Origin of the sequence: Hamadaea tsunoensis DSM 44101, assembly GCF_000428945.1 — a bacterium.
Lineage (GTDB): Bacteria > Actinomycetota > Actinomycetes > Mycobacteriales > Micromonosporaceae > Hamadaea > Hamadaea tsunoensis.
The window spans coordinates 69,697-85,823 of the sequence record NZ_AUAX01000034.1; the positions used below are offsets into that span (position 1 = coordinate 69,697).

Sequence of the window (16,127 nt, forward strand, 5' to 3'; positions counted from 1 at the left end):
TCGATTCATGCCCGGATACGAGTGGATCTCCCTGACGACCGACTACGGCCTGTCCGACGGTTTCGTCGCGGCCTGCCACGGCGTCCTCGGACGGCTGGCGCCGGCCGTGCGTACCATCGACGTCTCGCATCTGGTCCCGCCGGGCGACGTGACCCGGGGCGCCGCCGTCCTGGCCCAGACGGTCGCCCACCTCCCCCGCGCGATCCACGTCGGCGTCGTCGACCCCGGCGTCGGCACCGAACGCCGTCCCGTCGCCCTCGTCACGCCGCGCGGCCTGCTCGTCGGCCCCGACAACGGGCTGCTGCCGTGGGCGGCCGACGAACTGGGCGGGGTCACCTCGGCGTACCAGCTGACCAACCGGGCGTGGTTCGCGGCGAGCGTCTCGCGTACGTTCCACGGCCGGGACGTGTTCGTGCCGGTGGCCGCCCGGCTGGCGAACGGCGGCAAACTGGTCGACGCCGGCCAGGAGATCGACCCCGTCACCCTCGTACGCCTGCCCGACCCCGTCGTGGCCATCGGCGACGGATGGCTGGAGGCGGAGGTGCTGACGATCGACCGGTTCGGCAACGTGCAGCTGGCCGCGCCGAGCGAGCTGCTGCGCGGACTGCCCGGGCAGATGGTCGTCGGCGGCTGCCGGGCGATCAACGGCGCGACGTTCGCGGACGCGCCCCAGGGCGGGATCGTCGTCTTCCCGGACTCGGCGGACCGGATCGCGGTCGCGGTCAACGGCGGCCGGGCCGCGGTCGTCCTCGGCGTCACCCCCGGCGACGTCCTGCGCATCACCGCCTGATCAGACTCGTCACCGCCTGACCAGACGCATCACCGTCTGGTCAGACCGGGAACGCGGCCGGGAAGGCGAAACGGCCGGGCGCGACGGTGCGCGCTCGGCCGTTCGAGAAACAGGGAACTGCTAGACGCTTTCGAGGGACCGTCCGCCTGGCCGCCGGTTCGCGCTGCTGCGCGTCGCCGTCAGCGTCGTCCGCAGCGGCGAATCGTGGCGTACCGTGACGGACACCTGGCCATCAACGATCTTGGTATCGGAGCCGACCCGCACTCCCGTACGCTTCGCGGCGTTCTGCTCGCCACCACGGCCGGCCGGGATGACCGGGCGAGGCGCACCGGACGGCGTACGCGCGCCGCTGTCGATGCCGTCGAGCTGCTCGGCGAGCGCCATCGTGTCGCTCACCTCGCGCAGGACCTCGGAGAGCTGGGCACCGAGCGCGTCACAGATCGACGCCAGCAACTCGGAGGAGGCTTCCTTCTGCCCTCGCTCGATCTCGGACAGGTAACCCAGGCTGACGTTGGCGGCCGTGGACACCTCGCGCAGGGTTCTGTGCTGGTGCTGGCGGCGACCGCGCAGGGCGTCGCCGATGACTCGTCGCAACAACACCATCACACACCCCCTAGCAGAGCGAAAATCGGGGACTCACCGGCACCCGTGGCGATCTCCGCTAACCTTGCGAACCCGCCCTGGATACCGTTTGCCGCCGGTTGTCACCGACGGCTGATTATGACCCTACCTCTTGTCGAGAGCCTCAGCCAGCAGCTTCAGCGCCTCCGCCACGGCCTGTGCCCGAACCGTCGCTCGATCGCCGTTCAGCCGCAGCCCACGTACCGTGCCAATACCGGCGGGTCCGGCGAGTCCGACGAATACTGTTCCGGGCGTCACACCGTCCTGCGGATCGGGACCGGCCACTCCCGTCGTACCGAGTCCCCAGTCGGCACCACAGGCCTGAGCTGCTCCTTTGGCCAGCTCCGCGGCCACGTCGGGATCCACCGGGCCACGCTCGGCCAGCAGGTCCGCATCGACCCCGGCCAGCTTCGCCTTGAGATCTGTCGCGTACACGACCAGGCCGCCGCGGAACACCCGCGAGACCCCGGGCACCTCGACCAGCGTCGCCGCCAGCAGGCCGCCGGTCAGCGACTCGGCGACGGCCAGCGTCTCCCCGCGGGCCAGCAGGGCCGCCACGATCTCCTCGGTGTTCACTCCGCCGTCCTTTCGCGGTACGCCTGGTCGTCCACGAGTACGCGCTTCCACAACTCGTCCACGTCGACGCCGACGAGATCGAGCCCGAACACGCCGGTCAGGATGGCCACGAGTTCGTCGACCGAGTCGATCTCCCGTTTCGCCTTGCCGTCCGCGTCGAACCGGATCAGATGCCGCCCGCGGACCATGTCCACGCCGCCCTCGTCCCGGCGCTGGACCGACAGCGTCCGGACGAACCCGGACTCCGGCGAGGTCGACAGCTCGGTGTGCTTGGCGAGGAAGTCCTCCGGCCCCAACGCGACCGGGCCGAAGTCCATTCCCCGGAACGAGGCGTCCGCGGTGTGCGTGAAATGCCAGCCGCCCTCGACGACGGTCGACGGCTCCAGCCCGAACGTGAACGGACCCTGCCGGAACACCCCGGTACGCAGCGGCAGCGGATCGTGCAGCGCGTCGCCCAGACCTGCGTCGACGAACCAGGTCCCGTCCGGGCTGTCCTCGTCCGGCAGACCGGAGACGGTCAGGGCGAGGTGGTTGGCCGTCGCGCCGACCGGCTGCTCGTCGCCGTGCACGCCGCCGATGTGCCAGGTCACGGCGTACCCGAGGCTGGTCAGGAGGGTCGCGAAGGCGCCGTTGAGCTGGTAGCAGTAGCCGCCGCGGCCCTGCCCGATCCGGGCGATCGACTCGGCCGGGTCGATACCGGGCGGGTCACCCAGGTAGATGTCGATCGCCTCGTACGGGATCCGCTCGACCTGGGCCCGGTGCAACGCGCGCAGGCCGGCGGCGCTGGGCGCGCCCGGATCGTCGATACCGAGCCGCGCCAGATACGCCCGCATTACGCCCCCTGTTTCGCCGCCGCCCTCAGCCTCAGCGCGGTCACCACGTAGTCGATTCCGGTGATCACGGTAACCAGCAGGGCGGCACCCATCAACCAGGTTCCGACGGACGCCAGCGGCTCGCCGAACGGCCACAGGTACCAGGCGATGGCGGCGATCTGCAGGACGGTCTTGAGCTTCCCGCCCCGGCTGGCCGCGATCACCCCGTAGCGGATCACCCAGAACCGCAGGGCCGTGATGCCCCATTCGCGGACGAGGATGACGATGGTCACCCACCACGGCAGCGCGCCGTAGATCGACAGCAGGATCAGCGCGGACCCGGTGAGGGCCTTGTCGGCGATCGGATCGGCGACCTTGCCGAAGGACGTGACGAGGCCGAACCGGCGGGCGATCCAGCCGTCGACGAAGTCGGTGAGCGAAGCGATGCCGAAGGCGAACGCGGCCGCGATCCGCCAGCCCGGGTCGGTCATGCCGGAGATGATCACGAAGATCACGAACACCGGCACGAGCACGATCCGCAGCACGGTCAGCACGTTGGCGGCGTTGAGCACCGGGACCTTGGCGCGCTCCTGCACAGCCGAAACGTTAGCGGCCACGGCGGGCCCGGCGCGCGTCGATCATCTCGACCGGCGTGGCGACCAGGTCAACGCCGTCGGCGGCGACCACCCGGGCCCGGACCAGATCGCCCGGCTCCAGCGCGGCGAGATCGCCGCCCCGCAGCGTGGTGGAGCCGTCGACCTCGGGAGCCTGATGCTCGGCGCGCCCCTCGACCTCGTCGTCGCCCACGCTGTCGACCAGGACCTCGATCAGCGTCCCGACCCGCTCCTCGGCACGCTGGGCGCACAGTTCCTCGGCGAGGGTCAGCACCTTGTCGTAGCGGCTCTTGACCGTACGCGCGGAGACCTTCTTGTCGAACCCGGCGGCCTCGGTGCCGTCCTCGTCGGAGTAGTCGAAGACGCCGATCGCGTCGAGCCGGGCCTCGGTGAGGAACCGTTCCAGCTCGCGGACGTCGGCGGGGGTCTCGCCGGGGAAGCCGACGATGAAGTTGGACCGGGCGCCCAGTTCGGGCGCGAAGGCCCGGGCCGAGGCGAGCAGCTCCAGGAACCGGTCGGTCGAGCCGAACCGGCGCATCCGGCGCAGGACCGGCTCCGACGAGTGCTGGAACGACAGGTCGAAGTAGGCGGCCACGCCCGGCGTCGTCGCGATCGTCTCCACGAGGCCGGGGCGGGTCTCCGCGGGCTGCAGGTAGCTCGCCCGGACCCGGACGATGCCGTCGACGGCCGCCAGCTGGGGCAGCAGCTTCTCCAGCGCCCGGGGATCGCCGAGGTCCTTGCCGTAGGAGGTCGAGTTCTCGCTGACCAGCACCAGCTCGCGTACGCCGGTGGAAGCCAGCCATTCGGCCTCGGCGAGCAGCTCGTCGGGCTTGCGGGAGACGAAGGCCCCGCGGAAGGCCGGGATGGCGCAGAAGGAGCAGCGGCGGTCGCAGCCGCTGGCCAGCTTGAGCGAGGCGACCGGCGAGTTGTCGAGCCGATGCCGCAGCACCGTGCGCAGATGGGCCGGCGTCGCGGCGTCCACGATCGTCGCCGCGTGCCCCGGGATGATCACATCGGTGCCGCGGCGGGCGACCGGCGTGACCGGCAGCAGCTCGCGGCGGTCGCGCGGGGTGTGTGCGGCGATCTTCTCGCCGTGCATGACCTTGTCCAGGGCCGCCGAGATGCTGGGGTAGTCGTCGAAGCCCAGCACGGCGTCGGCCTCGGGCAGACTCTCGGCGAGCTCCCGGCCGTAGCGCTCGGCCATGCAGCCGGCCGCGACGACCTTGGCGCCGGTCTGGGCGGCGGCCAGCAGCGTGTCGATCGAGTCGCGCTTGGCCTTCTCGACGAAGCCGCAGGTGTTGACGAGGACGACGTCGGCCTGCTCGCCGTCGGTCGTCACGCTCCAGCCGTCACCGGCCAGGCGGGCGGCCAGTTCCTCCGAATCGACCTCGTTGCGCGCGCAGCCCAGCGTGAGCAGGGCGACACGGCGGCCGTCGGTGGTGGCGGGGAGTGGTGTGGATCGCGGCACCCGACCAGACTACCGGGCACGTACGACCATGAAGCCGCGCGCATCGATAGCGTGACCAAGATTGAGTTTGGATCAGGGAAATCATCCGAGATCATGGGCCAGATCACGGGCGGAACCGTGATCCGGACCGCTCATGGGCGGTCGGGGGCCGGGGAACGGCGCCATTCGAAGGTGACCAGGGCGGCCATGACGGCCACCACGGCCGTCAGCTGGGCGACGGCCGTGAGGTAGTAGCCCAGTGGGACCGTGGCGACCGCGAGGACGGCGGCCAGCAGCCGGTAGCGCAGGATCCCGAGGCCGAGGATCCACCGGAACAGCACGTCGCCGGCGAGGAAGATCGCGACCCCGCCGCCGAGGGTGAGCGCCTGGCCGAGGTGGATGTGCTCCTCCGCGTGCCCGATGGCCTTCTTCACCCCGGCCGCGAACGCGATGATCCCGAACAGCAGCGGCAGGTGCGCCCAGCCGAAGGCGTGCAGGGCGACCCGGGCGCGGCGGGCCGGCGGGACGGCGTCGAGGGCGTGCTCGGCGCGTACGTCGTCGCCGCCGAAATAGACCCACCACAGGAGGAACGACGCGACGAGGGCGAGCACGGCCACGAGGACGAGGGTGGCGTCGAGGGCCAGGCCGGCCGCACCGACGCCGATCGCGACGACCGACTCGCCCAGCGCGATGATGATGATCAGCCCGTGCCGCTCGACGAAGTGCGCCGAGCTGACGTTCCAGGCCGCCAGCGGATGGACGTAGGGCGAGACGGTCATCACCACGATCGCCGCCAGCCACAGCCCCAGCCGCCAGGGCCCGGTCGCGAAGCCGCCGGCGAGGACCAGCGCGGCACTGAGCAGGTTCAGCGGGGCGAGCTGCCGCATCGCGTCGGGCGCGAAGCGCAGGAGCAGACCGCTGTGGATCGCGTTGACCACGAAATAGCCGACTCCGATGGCCCAGCCCGAGGCCGCGTACGCGTCGGGGCCGGCCAGAGCGATCAGGAGGAATCCGGCCATGCCGGCGAGGAGCAGCGCCCGGCGTACGGGGTCGGACGGGGCGATGGTGTTGGTCAGCCAGGCGAACCCGTCGTACATCCACCAGATGATCATCAGCAGGACCAGGACGTGCAGCACCGTGCGGGGCGACACGTCGGCCGCCAGCAGGGCCGTCAGCTGCGTGATGGTGAAGACGAAGACCAGGTCGAAGAAGAGCTCCAGAGTGGAGACGCGGACGACCGATTCGTTCGGCTGGGTGGTCACCGCGTCACTCTAGCGATCAAGTGCGCCCCGCCCCCGATCACGTGCGCCCGGCCCCGGCGGATCGTCGGGGCCGGGCGGGACGCTCAGTACTGGTCGCCGCCGACGAGGTCGCGTTCGAGCCGGTCGGCCGTGGAGGTCACGAGCATCAGGGGCCGCTCGAACTCGTTGATGTTCAGGTTCTCCAGCGGCGCCGAGTGGCGTACGACGACGTGGCCGCCGACGACGGCGAGCGCGCCGCAGACCATCCCGCCGATGGCGGTCAGCGCCCGGGGCAGGTCGACCATGCCCAGCTCGGCGACGGGCGACTCGATCTGCACCCACTCCTCGCCCTCGCCCAGGATCTGCCGCCACAGGAACACGACCTGCGACCGGAGGTCACCGGTGTCGAAGACGAGCTTCAGCATCTCGGGCTGCTGGTCGGACACCTTGTAGTTCGAGGTCACGTAATTGACCAGAGAGGACCAGTTGGCCATGTCTGGGAAACCTTCCATCGAGGGGACAGCGGTACGCCCGCCAGCATGCCCAGCACCGCCCCGCCGCGGCCGGAAGAATCGGCCACCCGACACAAGGATCGGCTAAACGTCCGCCCCCAGAGAGGCGAGTACCTCCGGCAGTTCGTCGGGCTTGAGGAGGACCTCGCGGGCCTTGGATCCCTCGGACGGGCCGACGATGCCGCGCGTCTCCATGAGGTCCATGAGCCGCCCGGCCTTGGCGAAGCCGACCCGCAGCTTGCGCTGCAGCATGCTGGTCGAGCCCAGCTGCGACACGACGACCAGCTCGATCGCCTGCAACAGCAGCTCCAGGTCGTCGCCGATCTCCTCCTCGGCCTTCCGCTTCGGGTCCGGCGGCGGCGGAGCCGTCACGTTTTCCCGGAAGGCGGGCTCGCGCTGGCCCTTGCAGAATTCGACGACGTTGATGATCTCGGTCTCGTCGACCCAGGCGCCCTGGATGCGGATCGGCTTGGACGCACCCATCGGCAGGAACAGCCCGTCACCGCGGCCGATCAGCTTCTCCGCGCCGGGCTGGTCGAGGATGACCCGCGAGTCGGCCAGGGAACTCGTCGCGAAGGCGAGCCGCGACGGCACGTTCGCCTTGATCAGGCCGGTCACGACGTCCACGCTCGGCCGCTGCGTGGCCAGCACCAGGTGGATGCCGGCCGCGCGGGCGAGCTGGGTGATGCGTACGACGGAGTCCTCGACGTCCCGCGGGGCGACCATCATGAGGTCCGCGAGCTCGTCCACGATCACCAGCAGGTACGGGTACGGCTCGATCACCCGTTCCGAGCCGGGCGGCGCCTTGTGCTGGCCGGCGCGTACCTTGCGGTTGAAGTCGTCGACGTGGCGTACGCCGGCCGCGGCCAGGTCGTCGTAGCGCATGTCCATCTCGCGGACGACCCAGTCCAGCGCGTCGGCGGCCTTCTTCGGGTTCGTCACGATCGGCGTCACGAGATGCGGGATCCCCTCGTACGCCGTGAGCTCCACCCGTTTCGGGTCGACGAGCAGGAGGCGTACCTGGTCGGGGGTGGATCGCATGAGGATCGAGACCAGCAGCGAGTTCAGGCAGCTCGACTTGCCGGCACCGGTCGCGCCCGCGATCAGGATGTGCGGCATCTTGGCGAGGTTCGCGACGACGTAGCCGCCCTCGATGTCCTTGCCGAGCGCCACGACGAGCGGGTGCGACTCGTTCTCCGCCGCCCGGGAGCGCAGCACGTCGCCGAGGGACACGTTCTCCCGGTCGGAGTTCGGCACCTCGATGCCGATCGCGCTCTTGCCGGGGATCGGACTGATGATCCGGACGTCCTGCGACTTCACCGCGTACGCGATGTTGCGCGACAGCTGCGTCACGCGCTCGACCTTCACGCCGCGGCCGAGCTCGACCTCGTAACGGGTGACGGTCGGGCCGCGGTTGAATCCGGTGACGGCGGCGTCCACGTCGAACTGGTCGAAGACGTGCCGCAGCGCCTCGATGACGTCGTCGTTGGCCTTCGACCGGGCCCGGGGCGCCTCGCCCGGACGCAGCATCGCCGCCGGGGGCAGCACGTAGTCGCCGCCGAGGCCGGGCACCGCGAGCTGCTCGCCCTTCTCCGACTTGGCGGTCGCGGCCGTGTGCACCGGCGGATCGAGCTGCTTGCGCGCCGACTTGCGGGTACGCGGCAGCGCGATCGTCTCCTGGAGCTCGTCGTCGGGGATGACCTCCCCGTCGATCTCCGGCGGGCCGAACGGGTCCGGCAGGGACTTGCGGCGCCGCCGCGGGGCGGGCGCGTCGAAGTCGTCGAGCGGGTCGTCCTCGTCGTCGTCCGTCGGGCGTACCCCGCCGAAGATGCGGTCGGCGAGCTCGCGCAGGCGCTGCGGGATCCGGTTGATCGGCGTCGCGGTGATCACCAGCAGGCCGAATCCGAGCAGCATCAACAGGAGTGGCACCGCCACCCAGCCGCTCACCGCCCGGGAGAGGCCGCCGCCGGACAGCCAGCCGATCACACCGCCCGCGTTGTCCCGGCCCACCTGATCATGCGGGTCGCCGCTGCTGATGTGGAAGATCCCGGTCAGCGCGACGATGATGCTCGACCAGCCGACCACGCCGCTGCCCTGGCGTACCTGCTCGGGCAGCTCGCGCATGAGGCGTACGCCGACGAAGACCAGCAGCAGCGGCAGCCCGATGGCCACCGTGCCGAGGAAGAACTGCACCTTCGAGGCCACCCACTCGCCCACCGGGCCGCCCGAGTGGAACCACAGCGCCACCGCCAGCAGCAGGGCCAGCCCGATCGAGACCAGGCCCAGCCCGTCGCGGCGGTGCTCCGTCTCCAGGTCACGCGCGGTCGCGGCCTGGCGGCCGGCCGCGCGCACGGCCCAGCCCAGCCCGCCGGCGAGCCAGATGAAGAGCTTGCCCAGCACGTCCAGCGGCCCCGGGATGCTTTTCCGCGTACGCGAGGACGACCGCACCCGGCTCGGCGTCGCCCGCGCGACCGGACTCCTCGACGTACTCTTCGCCGGAGTCGCCCGGGTCGGCGTGGTCCTCGGAGGCGTGGTCCGGGGCGCGGCCGATCGCGACGTCGCGGCGGTCGCCTTCGGGGCGGTCGCGCGGCGGGACGTCGACGGGGTGGAGCGGCGCGCCATGGCTCACAGCGTAGAGGAGATCATCAACGAGCCCTCGCATTCGCGTACGCGTGTCGAGGGCTCGTGGACCGTCAAACCTCCAGAACGTTCGGTACGATCATCGGCCGCCGCCGGTACGCGTCGTTGACCCATCGTCCGACCACTCGGCGTACGAGTTGCTGGAGCTGGTGCGGGTCGGTGATGTTGTCGGCGGCCGCCCGGTCGAGCGCGGCCGTGATGAGCGGCAGCACGGGGTCGAAGGCGGTCGGGTCTTCCGAGAAGCCCTTCTGCGACAGCGTCGGGCCGCCCACGACCTTGCCCGTGACCGAGTCGACGACCACGGTGACGGCGATGAAGCCGCCGTCGCCGAGGATGCGGCGCTCGGTGAGCAGGCTCTCGCCGACGTCGCCGATCGCCAGACCGTCCACATAGACGTACCGGCTCTTCACGTGGCCCACGACCTTGGCATGACCGTCCACAAGGTCCACGACGTCGCCGTCCTCGCAGAGGACGATCCGGTCGGGCGCCACACCGCTGTCGACGCCGAGCCGGGCGTGCGCCCGCAGGTGCCGCCACTCGCCGTGCACCGGCATGAGGTTGCTCGGCTTGACGACGTTGAGCAGGTACAGCAGCTCGCCCGCGGGCGAGTGGCCGGAGACGTGCACCCGGGCGACGTCCTTGTGCACGACGGTCGCGCCCATCCGGGCGAGCTGGTTGATCACGCGGTAGACGCTGGTCTCGTTGCCGGGAACCAGCGAACTGGCCAGCACGACCGTGTCCCCCGCCGTGATCGTGATGTGCCGGTGGTCGCCGGTCGCCATCCGGCCGAGCGCGCTCATCGGCTCGCCCTGCGAGCCGGTCGACATGAGGACGATCTCCTCGGCCGGCAGCGACATGGCGTCGTCGAGCCCGACGACCAGCCCGGTCGAGATCCGCAGCAGGCCGAGGTCGCGGGCGATGCCCATGTTGCGCACCATCGAGCGGCCGATGAAGGCGACCTTGCGGCCGTGCGCCTCGGCGGCGTCCAGCACCTGCTGTACGCGGTGCACATGGGACGCGAACGAGGCGACGATGATCCGGCCGGTCGCCTTGGCGAAGATCGAGCTGATCACCGGGCCGATCTCGCGCTCGGGCATGACGAAGCCGGGGATCTCCGCGTTGGTGGAGTCCGACAGCAGCAGGTCGACGCCCTCGGAGCCGAGCCGGGCGAAGCCCGCCAGGTCCGTGATACGCCCGTCGAGGGGCAGCTGGTCCATCTTGAAGTCGCCGGTGTGCAGGACGAGCCCGGCCGGCGTACGGATGGCGACGGCCATCGCGTCCGGGATGGAGTGGTTGACCGCGAAGAACTCGGCCTCGAACGGGCCGAGTTGCTCGCGCTGCCCCTCCACGACGGTCAGCGAGTAGGGCGTGATCCGCCGCTCGGCCAGCTTCGCCTCGACCAGCGCGAGGGTGAAGCGGGAACCGACGAGCGGGATGTCCGCCTTGTGGGCCAGCAGGTACGGGACCGCGCCGATGTGGTCCTCGTGGCCGTGGGTGAGCACGATCGCCTGGACGTCGTCGAGACGGTCCAGGATGGGCTCGAAATCGGGCAGGATCAGGTCGACACCCGGTTGCTCGGTGTCGGGGAACAGGACTCCGCAGTCGACGATGAGCAACTTCCCGCCGAACTCGAAAACCGTCATGTTCCGGCCGATCGCACCGAGGCCGCCCAGGGGGATCACCCGCAGGCCGCCTTCCGGCAGCGGCGGCGGTGCCGCCAACTCCACGTGCGCTTCGGTCACTTTCTCAACTCCTGTGCTCGTTCTGCGGCTACCCGCCGCGCCGAAGGGCGCCGCGCAGCGGTCGCCCGAGAGGTCTCTAGAGGGGCAGCCCCGCCGCCGCGCAGTCCGCGCGCAGCTGGGCCAGCTCTGCCTCGGTGGCCGGGACCAGCGGCAGCCGGTTGGGCCCCGCCGGCAGGCCGCGGGCGTTGAGGCCCGCCTTGACGAGGATCGCGCCCTGCGTCCGGAAGATGCCCGTGAGCAGGGGCAGAACCTGCCGATGCAGGGTCAGCGCGGTCACCGCGTCGCCCTCGTCGTACGCGACGATCATGCTCTTGACGACCGCCCCGGTGAAGTGCGTGGAGGTTCCGACCAGGCCGGTTCCGCCGAGCGCCAGCAGGGGCAGGGTGAGCGCGTCGTCACCGCTGTAGTAGGCCAGTCCCGTGTCGCGCAGCACGTACGCGCTGGCGGTGAGGTCGCCCTTGGCGTCCTTGACCGCGACGATGCGCTCGTGCTCCGCCAGCCGCAGGAAGGTCTCCGTCGCGATCGGTACGCCGGCCCGGCCCGGGATGTCGTAGAGCATCACCGGCAGGCCGCTGGCGTCGGCGACCGCGCGGAAATGCGCGAGCAGCCCCGTCTGCGGCGGCTTGGAGTAGTAGGGCGTGACCACGAGCAGCCCGTGCGCGCCTGCCTTCTCGGCGGTGCGGGCGAGCTCGATCGTGTGGGGCGTGTCGAACGTGCCGACCCCGGCGACGACCTGGGCGCGGTCGCCGACGGCCTCCACGACCGCCCGCAGCAGCGTCTCCTTCTCCTGGTCGGAGGTCGTCGGGCTCTCACCGGTCGTTCCGTTGATCACCAGCGCGTCGTTGCCCTGCTCCTCCACCAGGTACGTCGCGAGCCGCACCGCTCCCTCGACGTCGAGGGAGCCGTCGGCGCGGAACGGTGTCACCATGGCGGTGAGCAGGCGGCCGAATGGCCGGGGCGTGTCGCGCGTCATGCTACAAACTTATCGGACCCGGCGGCGGCGGGTGAACTGCCTGTGGCGGTCGACCGACCAGCCGGTCAGCAGATCCCGTCACCCCTGCCAGGTGAATTCGCTGGCGGCGATCTCCGAGCCGTCGCCCAGCGTGGAGATCTTGAAGTCGCCGAACACGTTCGGCGCGACCCCCTGGAGCTGGCGCAGGCACTCCACCGCGAGCTCACGGATCTCCACGTCGGCGTGCTCGGTCGCCCGCATCGCGATGAAGTGCCGCCAGGCCCGGTAGTTGCCGGTCACCACGATGCGCGTCTCGGTCGCGTTCGGCAGCACCGCCCGCGCCGCCTGCCGGGCCTGCTTGCGGCGCAGGGTCGCGTTCGGGACGTCGGCGAACTTGGCCTCCAGCCCCTCCAGCAGCTCGTTGTACGCGCGTACGGCCGCCTCGGAGGCCTCGGTGAACATCTTGTGCAGCTCCGGATCGGCCGCGATGACCGACGGCTCGACCATGGCCGCCTCGCGCTCGGGCACGTACCGCTGGGACAGCTGCGAGTACGAGAAGTGGCGGTGCCGGATCAGCTCGTGCGTGAACGAGCGCGACACGCCGGTGAAGTAGAAGGTGACGCTGCCGTGCTCCAGCACCGAGAGGTGGCCGACCTCCAGAATGTGGCGGAGGTAGCCGGCATTCGTCGCCGTGGCCGGGTTGGGCTTGCCCCAAGACTGGTAGCAGGCGCGGCCGGCGAACTCGGCGAGGGCCTGGCCGCCGTCGGCATCCGTCGACCACGGCACGTCGGTCGGGGGCTCAAAATGGGTCCACGCGATCAGCTTGACCTGGGGGTCGACCATCTCTGTCACCTCGACACAATAAACCCTCCATTATATCGATGGCCGTTGCGGTGCGTTCGACGCGTCGATTCTTTCAGTGACATCACGATGACACTTGCGTGACGTCACTCGTGCTGTCATAGTGAAGTCATGGAGTTGTCGCCCTATCTCGAGAATCTGCAGCGCGACCTGGCCCAGGCGGCCGCCCCCGGCGGCGCCGAGGTCACCCAGGCCGCGACGCTGCTCGCCGGTTCCCTGGAGGCCTCCGCGCGGCTGTGCCTCATGGAGGCGCTGTCGGACGCGGCGGCCGAGATCACGAGCAAGTTGAGCTCCGCCGCCGTCGAGGTGCGCCTGCGCGGTCGCGACGCCGACCTGGTCGTCACCGAGACGGTGCCCGAACAGCCGCAGCCGATGCCGGCCGCCGCCCCGCCGCCCACCGGCGACGGCGAGCAGGCTCGGATCACCCTGCGCCTGCCCGAGCAGCTCAAGGAGGCGGTCGAGCGCGCCGCCGCCACCGAGGGCATCTCCACCAACGCCTGGCTCGTCCGCGCGATCGGCATCGCGACGACGCGCCCCACCGCACCGCCACCACCGCCGCCCGGCCCCGGCTTCATGCCCGGCCGCCGGATCACCGGCTTCGCCCAGGCCTGATCGGGCGTACGCCCCGGCCGACGGGGCCGCACAGCTACTGAGCCGCCCGACGCTGCTCAAAGACTTCACGTACGGAGAGGAACATTCGTCATGCCCACTTTTCCCGTCACCGGACCCGTTCTCGCCGAGGTCCGCATCGCGTCCGGCCGCCTCGACACGCGGGCGGAGGCCGGGCGTACCACGGTCGACGTCTCGGTCACGCCGCTCGACGCGACCGACGCCGCCCGGGACGCCGCGGCGCGTACCACTGTGGAGATGCACGGCGACCGGCTGGTCGTGAAGACCCCGGACAACAACGCCGGCTGGCTGCGCAAGCGGAGCGCCAGCGTCAAGATCGTCATCGGGCTGCCCGAGAACAGCGGGCTCGAACTGCGCATGGCGTCGGCGGACGCGACGCTCGCCGGCACCTACAACGCCGTCGACGTGCACACCGCCAGCGGCGACGTCAGCCTGGACGGCGCCACCGGTGACGTCACCGCCGACGCGGCCAGCGGCGACGTTCGCGTCGGCCGGGTGGGCGGCTCGCTGAAGCTCAACACGGCCAGCGGCGACCTGCGCGCCGACTCGATCGACGGCGGCGTGACCGTCCACTCGGCCAGCGGCGACGTCACCATCGGCACGGTCGGCAACGGCCTCAAGGTCAACACCGCCAGCGGCGACGTACGCATCGGCGCTCTGCGGGCCGGGGCGGCGAAGGTCACCTGCGCGAGCGGCGACGTCACCGTCGGCGTACCGGCCGGGACCAGCGTCTGGATGGACGTGCACTCCATGTCCGGCCGCGTACGCAGTGATCTGGACCCGTCGAACGCCCCCGAGGGCGGCCAGGCGCACGTGTCGCTGAGCCTGCGCTCGATGAGCGGCGACGTGACCATCACGCGGGCGGCCTGACCCCGACGCGGCACGACAGAGGCGCCCGACCGGGGCGCCTCTCGTGCGTGGTTCTCAGGATCGGTTGCGGGGCTCGGGAGCAGCCGTGCGGCTCAGACGTACAGCCAGGTGAACGGAGCGATCGGGAGGTTCCGGATGATCGTGAAGACGCCCCAGGCGCCGAGGAACCAGGCGATGGCCTTCGGGCCGACCTTCAGCTGCGGAATGCGCAGATTGAAGATCTTGTTCCCGGCCCACGCGATGTACGCGTAGAGCAGGAAAGGCACCGCGAAGACGAAGAGGGCGTGGTGCCGGGCAGCCGCCGGCAGGTCGCCGTGCATCAGGTACCAGGCGGCCCGGGTGCCGCCACAGCCGGGGCAGTCGAAGCCGGTCGTCAGCTTCACCAGGCACGCGGGCGGGTCGCCGGCCTGTGCCGCGGCCGGGTGCGTGAAGAGCGTGTAGCCCAGCGCTCCCGCGATGCACGCGAGCGCGGCCACGGGCGCGACCCACTTCGGGGCGCGCTGACCCATCCGGGTCATCCAGACCGTGAACCGGTCCTGCGGCGGAACCATCACCGCGGCGCCCGGCGCGGGGTGAACCTGCGTCATGCCGATGACGTTACACCGTTGAGTACAGCCGCGAGGTCGCCTCGTTCGGCCGGTGCGACCGCGCTCAGGCCGAGCCAGCCGGCCATTCGTTCGAGCTCGGGCCGCAGCGCCCGGGCGGTGCTTTCCGGATCGATGCCCGGCTCTGCCCACACCGCCGGTACGCGCAGCACGCCCGCCTTGCGGTCGGCCTTGAGATCGGCCCGGGCGGTGAACCGGTCGCCCTGCAGGAACGGCAGGACGTAGTAGCCGTGTTCGCGCTTGGGCTCGGGCACGTAGATCTCGATCCGGTAGCGCAGCCCGAACAGCCGCTCGGTGCGGTCGCGTTCCCAGATCAGCGGGTCGAACGGGCTGACGAAGGTGTTGACGCTCGGCTTGCGCGGGCCCGGCGCGTCCTGGTGCAGGTACGCCTGCTGCTTCCAGCCCTGCACCGTGACCGGGACGAGGACGCCGGCCTCGACCAGGTCGGCGACCGCCTGCCGGGAACCCTGCGGCGGCAGCCGGAAGTAGTCGCGCAGCTCGAATTCGGCGGCGATCCCGAAGGCCCGGGCGGCCACCTCGACCAGCGTCCGGTACGCCTCCTCGTCGGTCGGCGTCGGCGCGGCCACCACCTCCGGCGGCAGGACGCGCGACGTCAGGTCGTAGCGCCGGGCGAACGAGCCGTTGCGGCCGGCACTGGTGACGGCACCCTCGTAGAACAGGAATTCCAGAGCCTGCTTGGTGTCCGACCAGTTCCAGCCCCAGTCGACCTTGGCCCGCGGCACGTCCTCCTCGATCTCGGCGGCGGTCACGGGCCCGCGGGCCTCGACCTCGTCGAGCACCCACCGGACGAGGTCCGGGCGGTTCTCGGCGATCGAGCGCGGCCCGCCCCACGCCTTCTCCCGGGCCTGCCTCATCCGCCAGCGCAGAGCCGGCTGCAGGTGCACCGGCACCAGGGATGCCACGTGCGCCCAGTATTCGAAGAGCCACCGCGGCCGGCGGCTGCTCGCACGGTCGAGCAGCGCGGTGTCGTACGGCCCGATCCGGCTGTACGCCGGCATGTAATGCGCCCGCTGCAGCACGTTGACCGAGTCGATCTGCAGCAGGCCGGTCGATTCCACCACCCGCCGCAGGTGGCGCGCTGTCGGTGGCGAGGTCAGGGCGCGGCCGCCGAACCCCTGGGCGGCGAGGGTGATCCGGCGGGCCTGTGTCAGCGTGAACCGTTCCATCGCCGCCCAACATAACCAGTGGCACCG

General features: G+C 71.0%; 17 protein-coding genes. 4 read left to right on the top strand and 13 right to left on the bottom strand.

What is annotated here, in order from left to right; translation table 11 throughout:
• Positions 1-7: 7 nt before the first annotated feature.
• Positions 8-790, top strand: coding sequence for an SAM hydrolase/SAM-dependent halogenase family protein (locus G401_RS0134060; RefSeq protein ID WP_027346010.1), 783 nt, complete (start codon positions 8-10; stop codon positions 788-790).
• Between the two features lie 120 nt (positions 791-910).
• On the opposite strand, the gene G401_RS0134065 is transcribed toward G401_RS0134060, so the two are convergent.
• The 8 genes from G401_RS0134065 to G401_RS0134100 form a co-directional block, all read right to left on the bottom strand.
• The gene (locus tag G401_RS0134065; RefSeq protein ID WP_027346011.1) at positions 911-1,393 is read right to left on the bottom strand and encodes a helix-turn-helix domain-containing protein; all 483 of its coding nucleotides are present in this window, start codon (positions 1,391-1,393) and stop codon (positions 911-913) included.
• A gap of 123 nt (positions 1,394-1,516) precedes the next feature.
• The gene (locus G401_RS0134070) at positions 1,517-1,987 is read right to left on the bottom strand and encodes a CinA family protein (RefSeq protein ID WP_027346012.1); all 471 of its coding nucleotides are present in this window, start codon (positions 1,985-1,987) and stop codon (positions 1,517-1,519) included.
• A complete protein-coding gene (locus G401_RS0134075) occupies positions 1,984-2,820 on the bottom strand; it encodes an arylamine N-acetyltransferase family protein (RefSeq protein WP_027346013.1) in 837 nt (278 codons plus the stop codon). Before G401_RS0134075 ends, G401_RS0134070 begins: the two co-directional genes overlap by 4 nt.
• Complete coding sequence (pgsA, locus tag G401_RS0134080; RefSeq protein WP_027346014.1) at positions 2,820-3,395, bottom strand: CDP-diacylglycerol--glycerol-3-phosphate 3-phosphatidyltransferase; 576 nt, start codon at positions 3,393-3,395, stop codon at positions 2,820-2,822. The genes G401_RS0134075 and pgsA overlap by 1 nt, the downstream gene beginning before the upstream one ends.
• Positions 3,396-3,405: 10 nt before the next feature.
• The gene (rimO, locus tag G401_RS0134085; protein ID WP_027346015.1) at positions 3,406-4,881 is read right to left on the bottom strand and encodes a 30S ribosomal protein S12 methylthiotransferase RimO; all 1,476 of its coding nucleotides are present in this window, start codon (positions 4,879-4,881) and stop codon (positions 3,406-3,408) included.
• A gap of 131 nt (positions 4,882-5,012) precedes the next feature.
• A complete protein-coding gene (locus G401_RS0134090; protein WP_027346016.1) occupies positions 5,013-6,122 on the bottom strand; it encodes a low temperature requirement protein A in 1,110 nt (369 codons plus the stop codon).
• A gap of 83 nt (positions 6,123-6,205) precedes the next feature.
• On the bottom strand, positions 6,206-6,595 hold the full coding sequence (locus G401_RS0134095) for a hypothetical protein (RefSeq protein WP_027346017.1): 390 nt from the start codon (positions 6,593-6,595) through the stop codon (positions 6,206-6,208).
• Between the two features lie 102 nt (positions 6,596-6,697).
• Entirely contained in the window at positions 6,698-9,013 is a 2,316-nt protein-coding gene (locus G401_RS0134100) for an FtsK/SpoIIIE family DNA translocase (protein WP_407636964.1), read from the bottom strand.
• Between G401_RS0134100 and G401_RS58025 the strand changes: the two genes are divergently transcribed.
• Positions 9,003-9,362 (top strand): hypothetical protein, encoded by a 360-nt coding sequence (locus G401_RS58025; protein WP_245601947.1) that lies wholly within the window; start codon positions 9,003-9,005, stop codon positions 9,360-9,362. The two genes, G401_RS0134100 and G401_RS58025, sit on opposite strands and share 11 nt — an antisense overlap.
• Here G401_RS58025 and G401_RS0134105 read toward each other — a convergent pair.
• From G401_RS0134105 to thyX, 3 genes are all read right to left on the bottom strand, one after another.
• A complete protein-coding gene (locus G401_RS0134105) occupies positions 9,307-10,995 on the bottom strand; it encodes a ribonuclease J (protein ID WP_027346019.1) in 1,689 nt (562 codons plus the stop codon). The two genes, G401_RS58025 and G401_RS0134105, sit on opposite strands and share 56 nt — an antisense overlap.
• 76 nt (positions 10,996-11,071) lie before the next feature.
• Positions 11,072-11,968 carry a 4-hydroxy-tetrahydrodipicolinate synthase gene (gene dapA / locus G401_RS0134110; RefSeq protein WP_027346020.1) on the bottom strand — a complete coding sequence of 299 codons (897 nt, stop codon included), beginning with the start codon at positions 11,966-11,968 and terminating at the stop codon, positions 11,072-11,074.
• Positions 11,969-12,046: 78 nt separating this feature from the next.
• Complete coding sequence (gene thyX, locus G401_RS0134115; protein ID WP_027346021.1) at positions 12,047-12,790, bottom strand: FAD-dependent thymidylate synthase; 744 nt, start codon at positions 12,788-12,790, stop codon at positions 12,047-12,049.
• 129 nt (positions 12,791-12,919) lie between these two features.
• On the opposite strand from thyX, the gene G401_RS0134120 reads away from it, so the two are divergent.
• Together G401_RS0134120 and G401_RS50330 are read left to right on the top strand one after the other, a co-directional pair.
• Positions 12,920-13,420, top strand: a complete 501-nt coding sequence (locus G401_RS0134120; protein WP_027346022.1) for a toxin-antitoxin system HicB family antitoxin — start codon at positions 12,920-12,922, stop codon at positions 13,418-13,420.
• Positions 13,421-13,510: 90 nt separating this feature from the next.
• Positions 13,511-14,308, top strand: a complete 798-nt coding sequence (locus G401_RS50330) for a DUF4097 family beta strand repeat-containing protein (RefSeq protein ID WP_051367556.1) — start codon at positions 13,511-13,513, stop codon at positions 14,306-14,308.
• A 92-nt stretch (positions 14,309-14,400) separates the two neighbouring features.
• Here G401_RS50330 and G401_RS0134130 read toward each other — a convergent pair whose 3' ends face one another.
• Together G401_RS0134130 and G401_RS0134135 are read right to left on the bottom strand one after the other, a co-directional pair.
• Positions 14,401-14,895: a DUF2752 domain-containing protein gene (locus tag G401_RS0134130; protein ID WP_084557930.1), complete on the bottom strand. Its 495-nt coding sequence runs from the start codon at positions 14,893-14,895 to the stop codon at positions 14,401-14,403.
• A complete protein-coding gene (locus G401_RS0134135) occupies positions 14,892-16,100 on the bottom strand; it encodes a winged helix-turn-helix domain-containing protein (RefSeq protein WP_027346024.1) in 1,209 nt (402 codons plus the stop codon). The genes G401_RS0134130 and G401_RS0134135 overlap by 4 nt, the downstream gene beginning before the upstream one ends.
• Positions 16,101-16,127 lie beyond the last annotated feature (27 nt).

Coding starts and splice junctions, on each gene's coding strand:
- thyX (WP_027346021.1), bottom strand. CDS start 12,790: ATGGTCGACCCCCAGGTCAAGCTGATCGCGTGGACCCATTTTGAGCCC.
- G401_RS0134095 (WP_027346017.1), bottom strand. CDS start 6,595: ATGGCCAACTGGTCCTCTCTGGTCAATTACGTGACCTCGAACTACAAG.
- G401_RS0134060 (WP_027346010.1), top strand. CDS start 8: ATGCCCGGATACGAGTGGATCTCCCTGACGACCGACTACGGCCTGTCC.
- G401_RS0134130 (WP_084557930.1), bottom strand. CDS start 14,895: ATGACGCAGGTTCACCCCGCGCCGGGCGCCGCGGTGATGGTTCCGCCG.
- dapA (WP_027346020.1), bottom strand. CDS start 11,968: ATGACGCGCGACACGCCCCGGCCATTCGGCCGCCTGCTCACCGCCATG.
- G401_RS0134120 (WP_027346022.1), top strand. CDS start 12,920: ATGGAGTTGTCGCCCTATCTCGAGAATCTGCAGCGCGACCTGGCCCAG.
- G401_RS0134065 (WP_027346011.1), bottom strand. CDS start 1,393: ATGGTGTTGTTGCGACGAGTCATCGGCGACGCCCTGCGCGGTCGCCGC.
- G401_RS50330 (WP_051367556.1), top strand. CDS start 13,511: ATGCCCACTTTTCCCGTCACCGGACCCGTTCTCGCCGAGGTCCGCATC.
- G401_RS0134135 (WP_027346024.1), bottom strand. CDS start 16,100: ATGGAACGGTTCACGCTGACACAGGCCCGCCGGATCACCCTCGCCGCC.
- G401_RS0134075 (WP_027346013.1), bottom strand. CDS start 2,820: ATGCGGGCGTATCTGGCGCGGCTCGGTATCGACGATCCGGGCGCGCCC.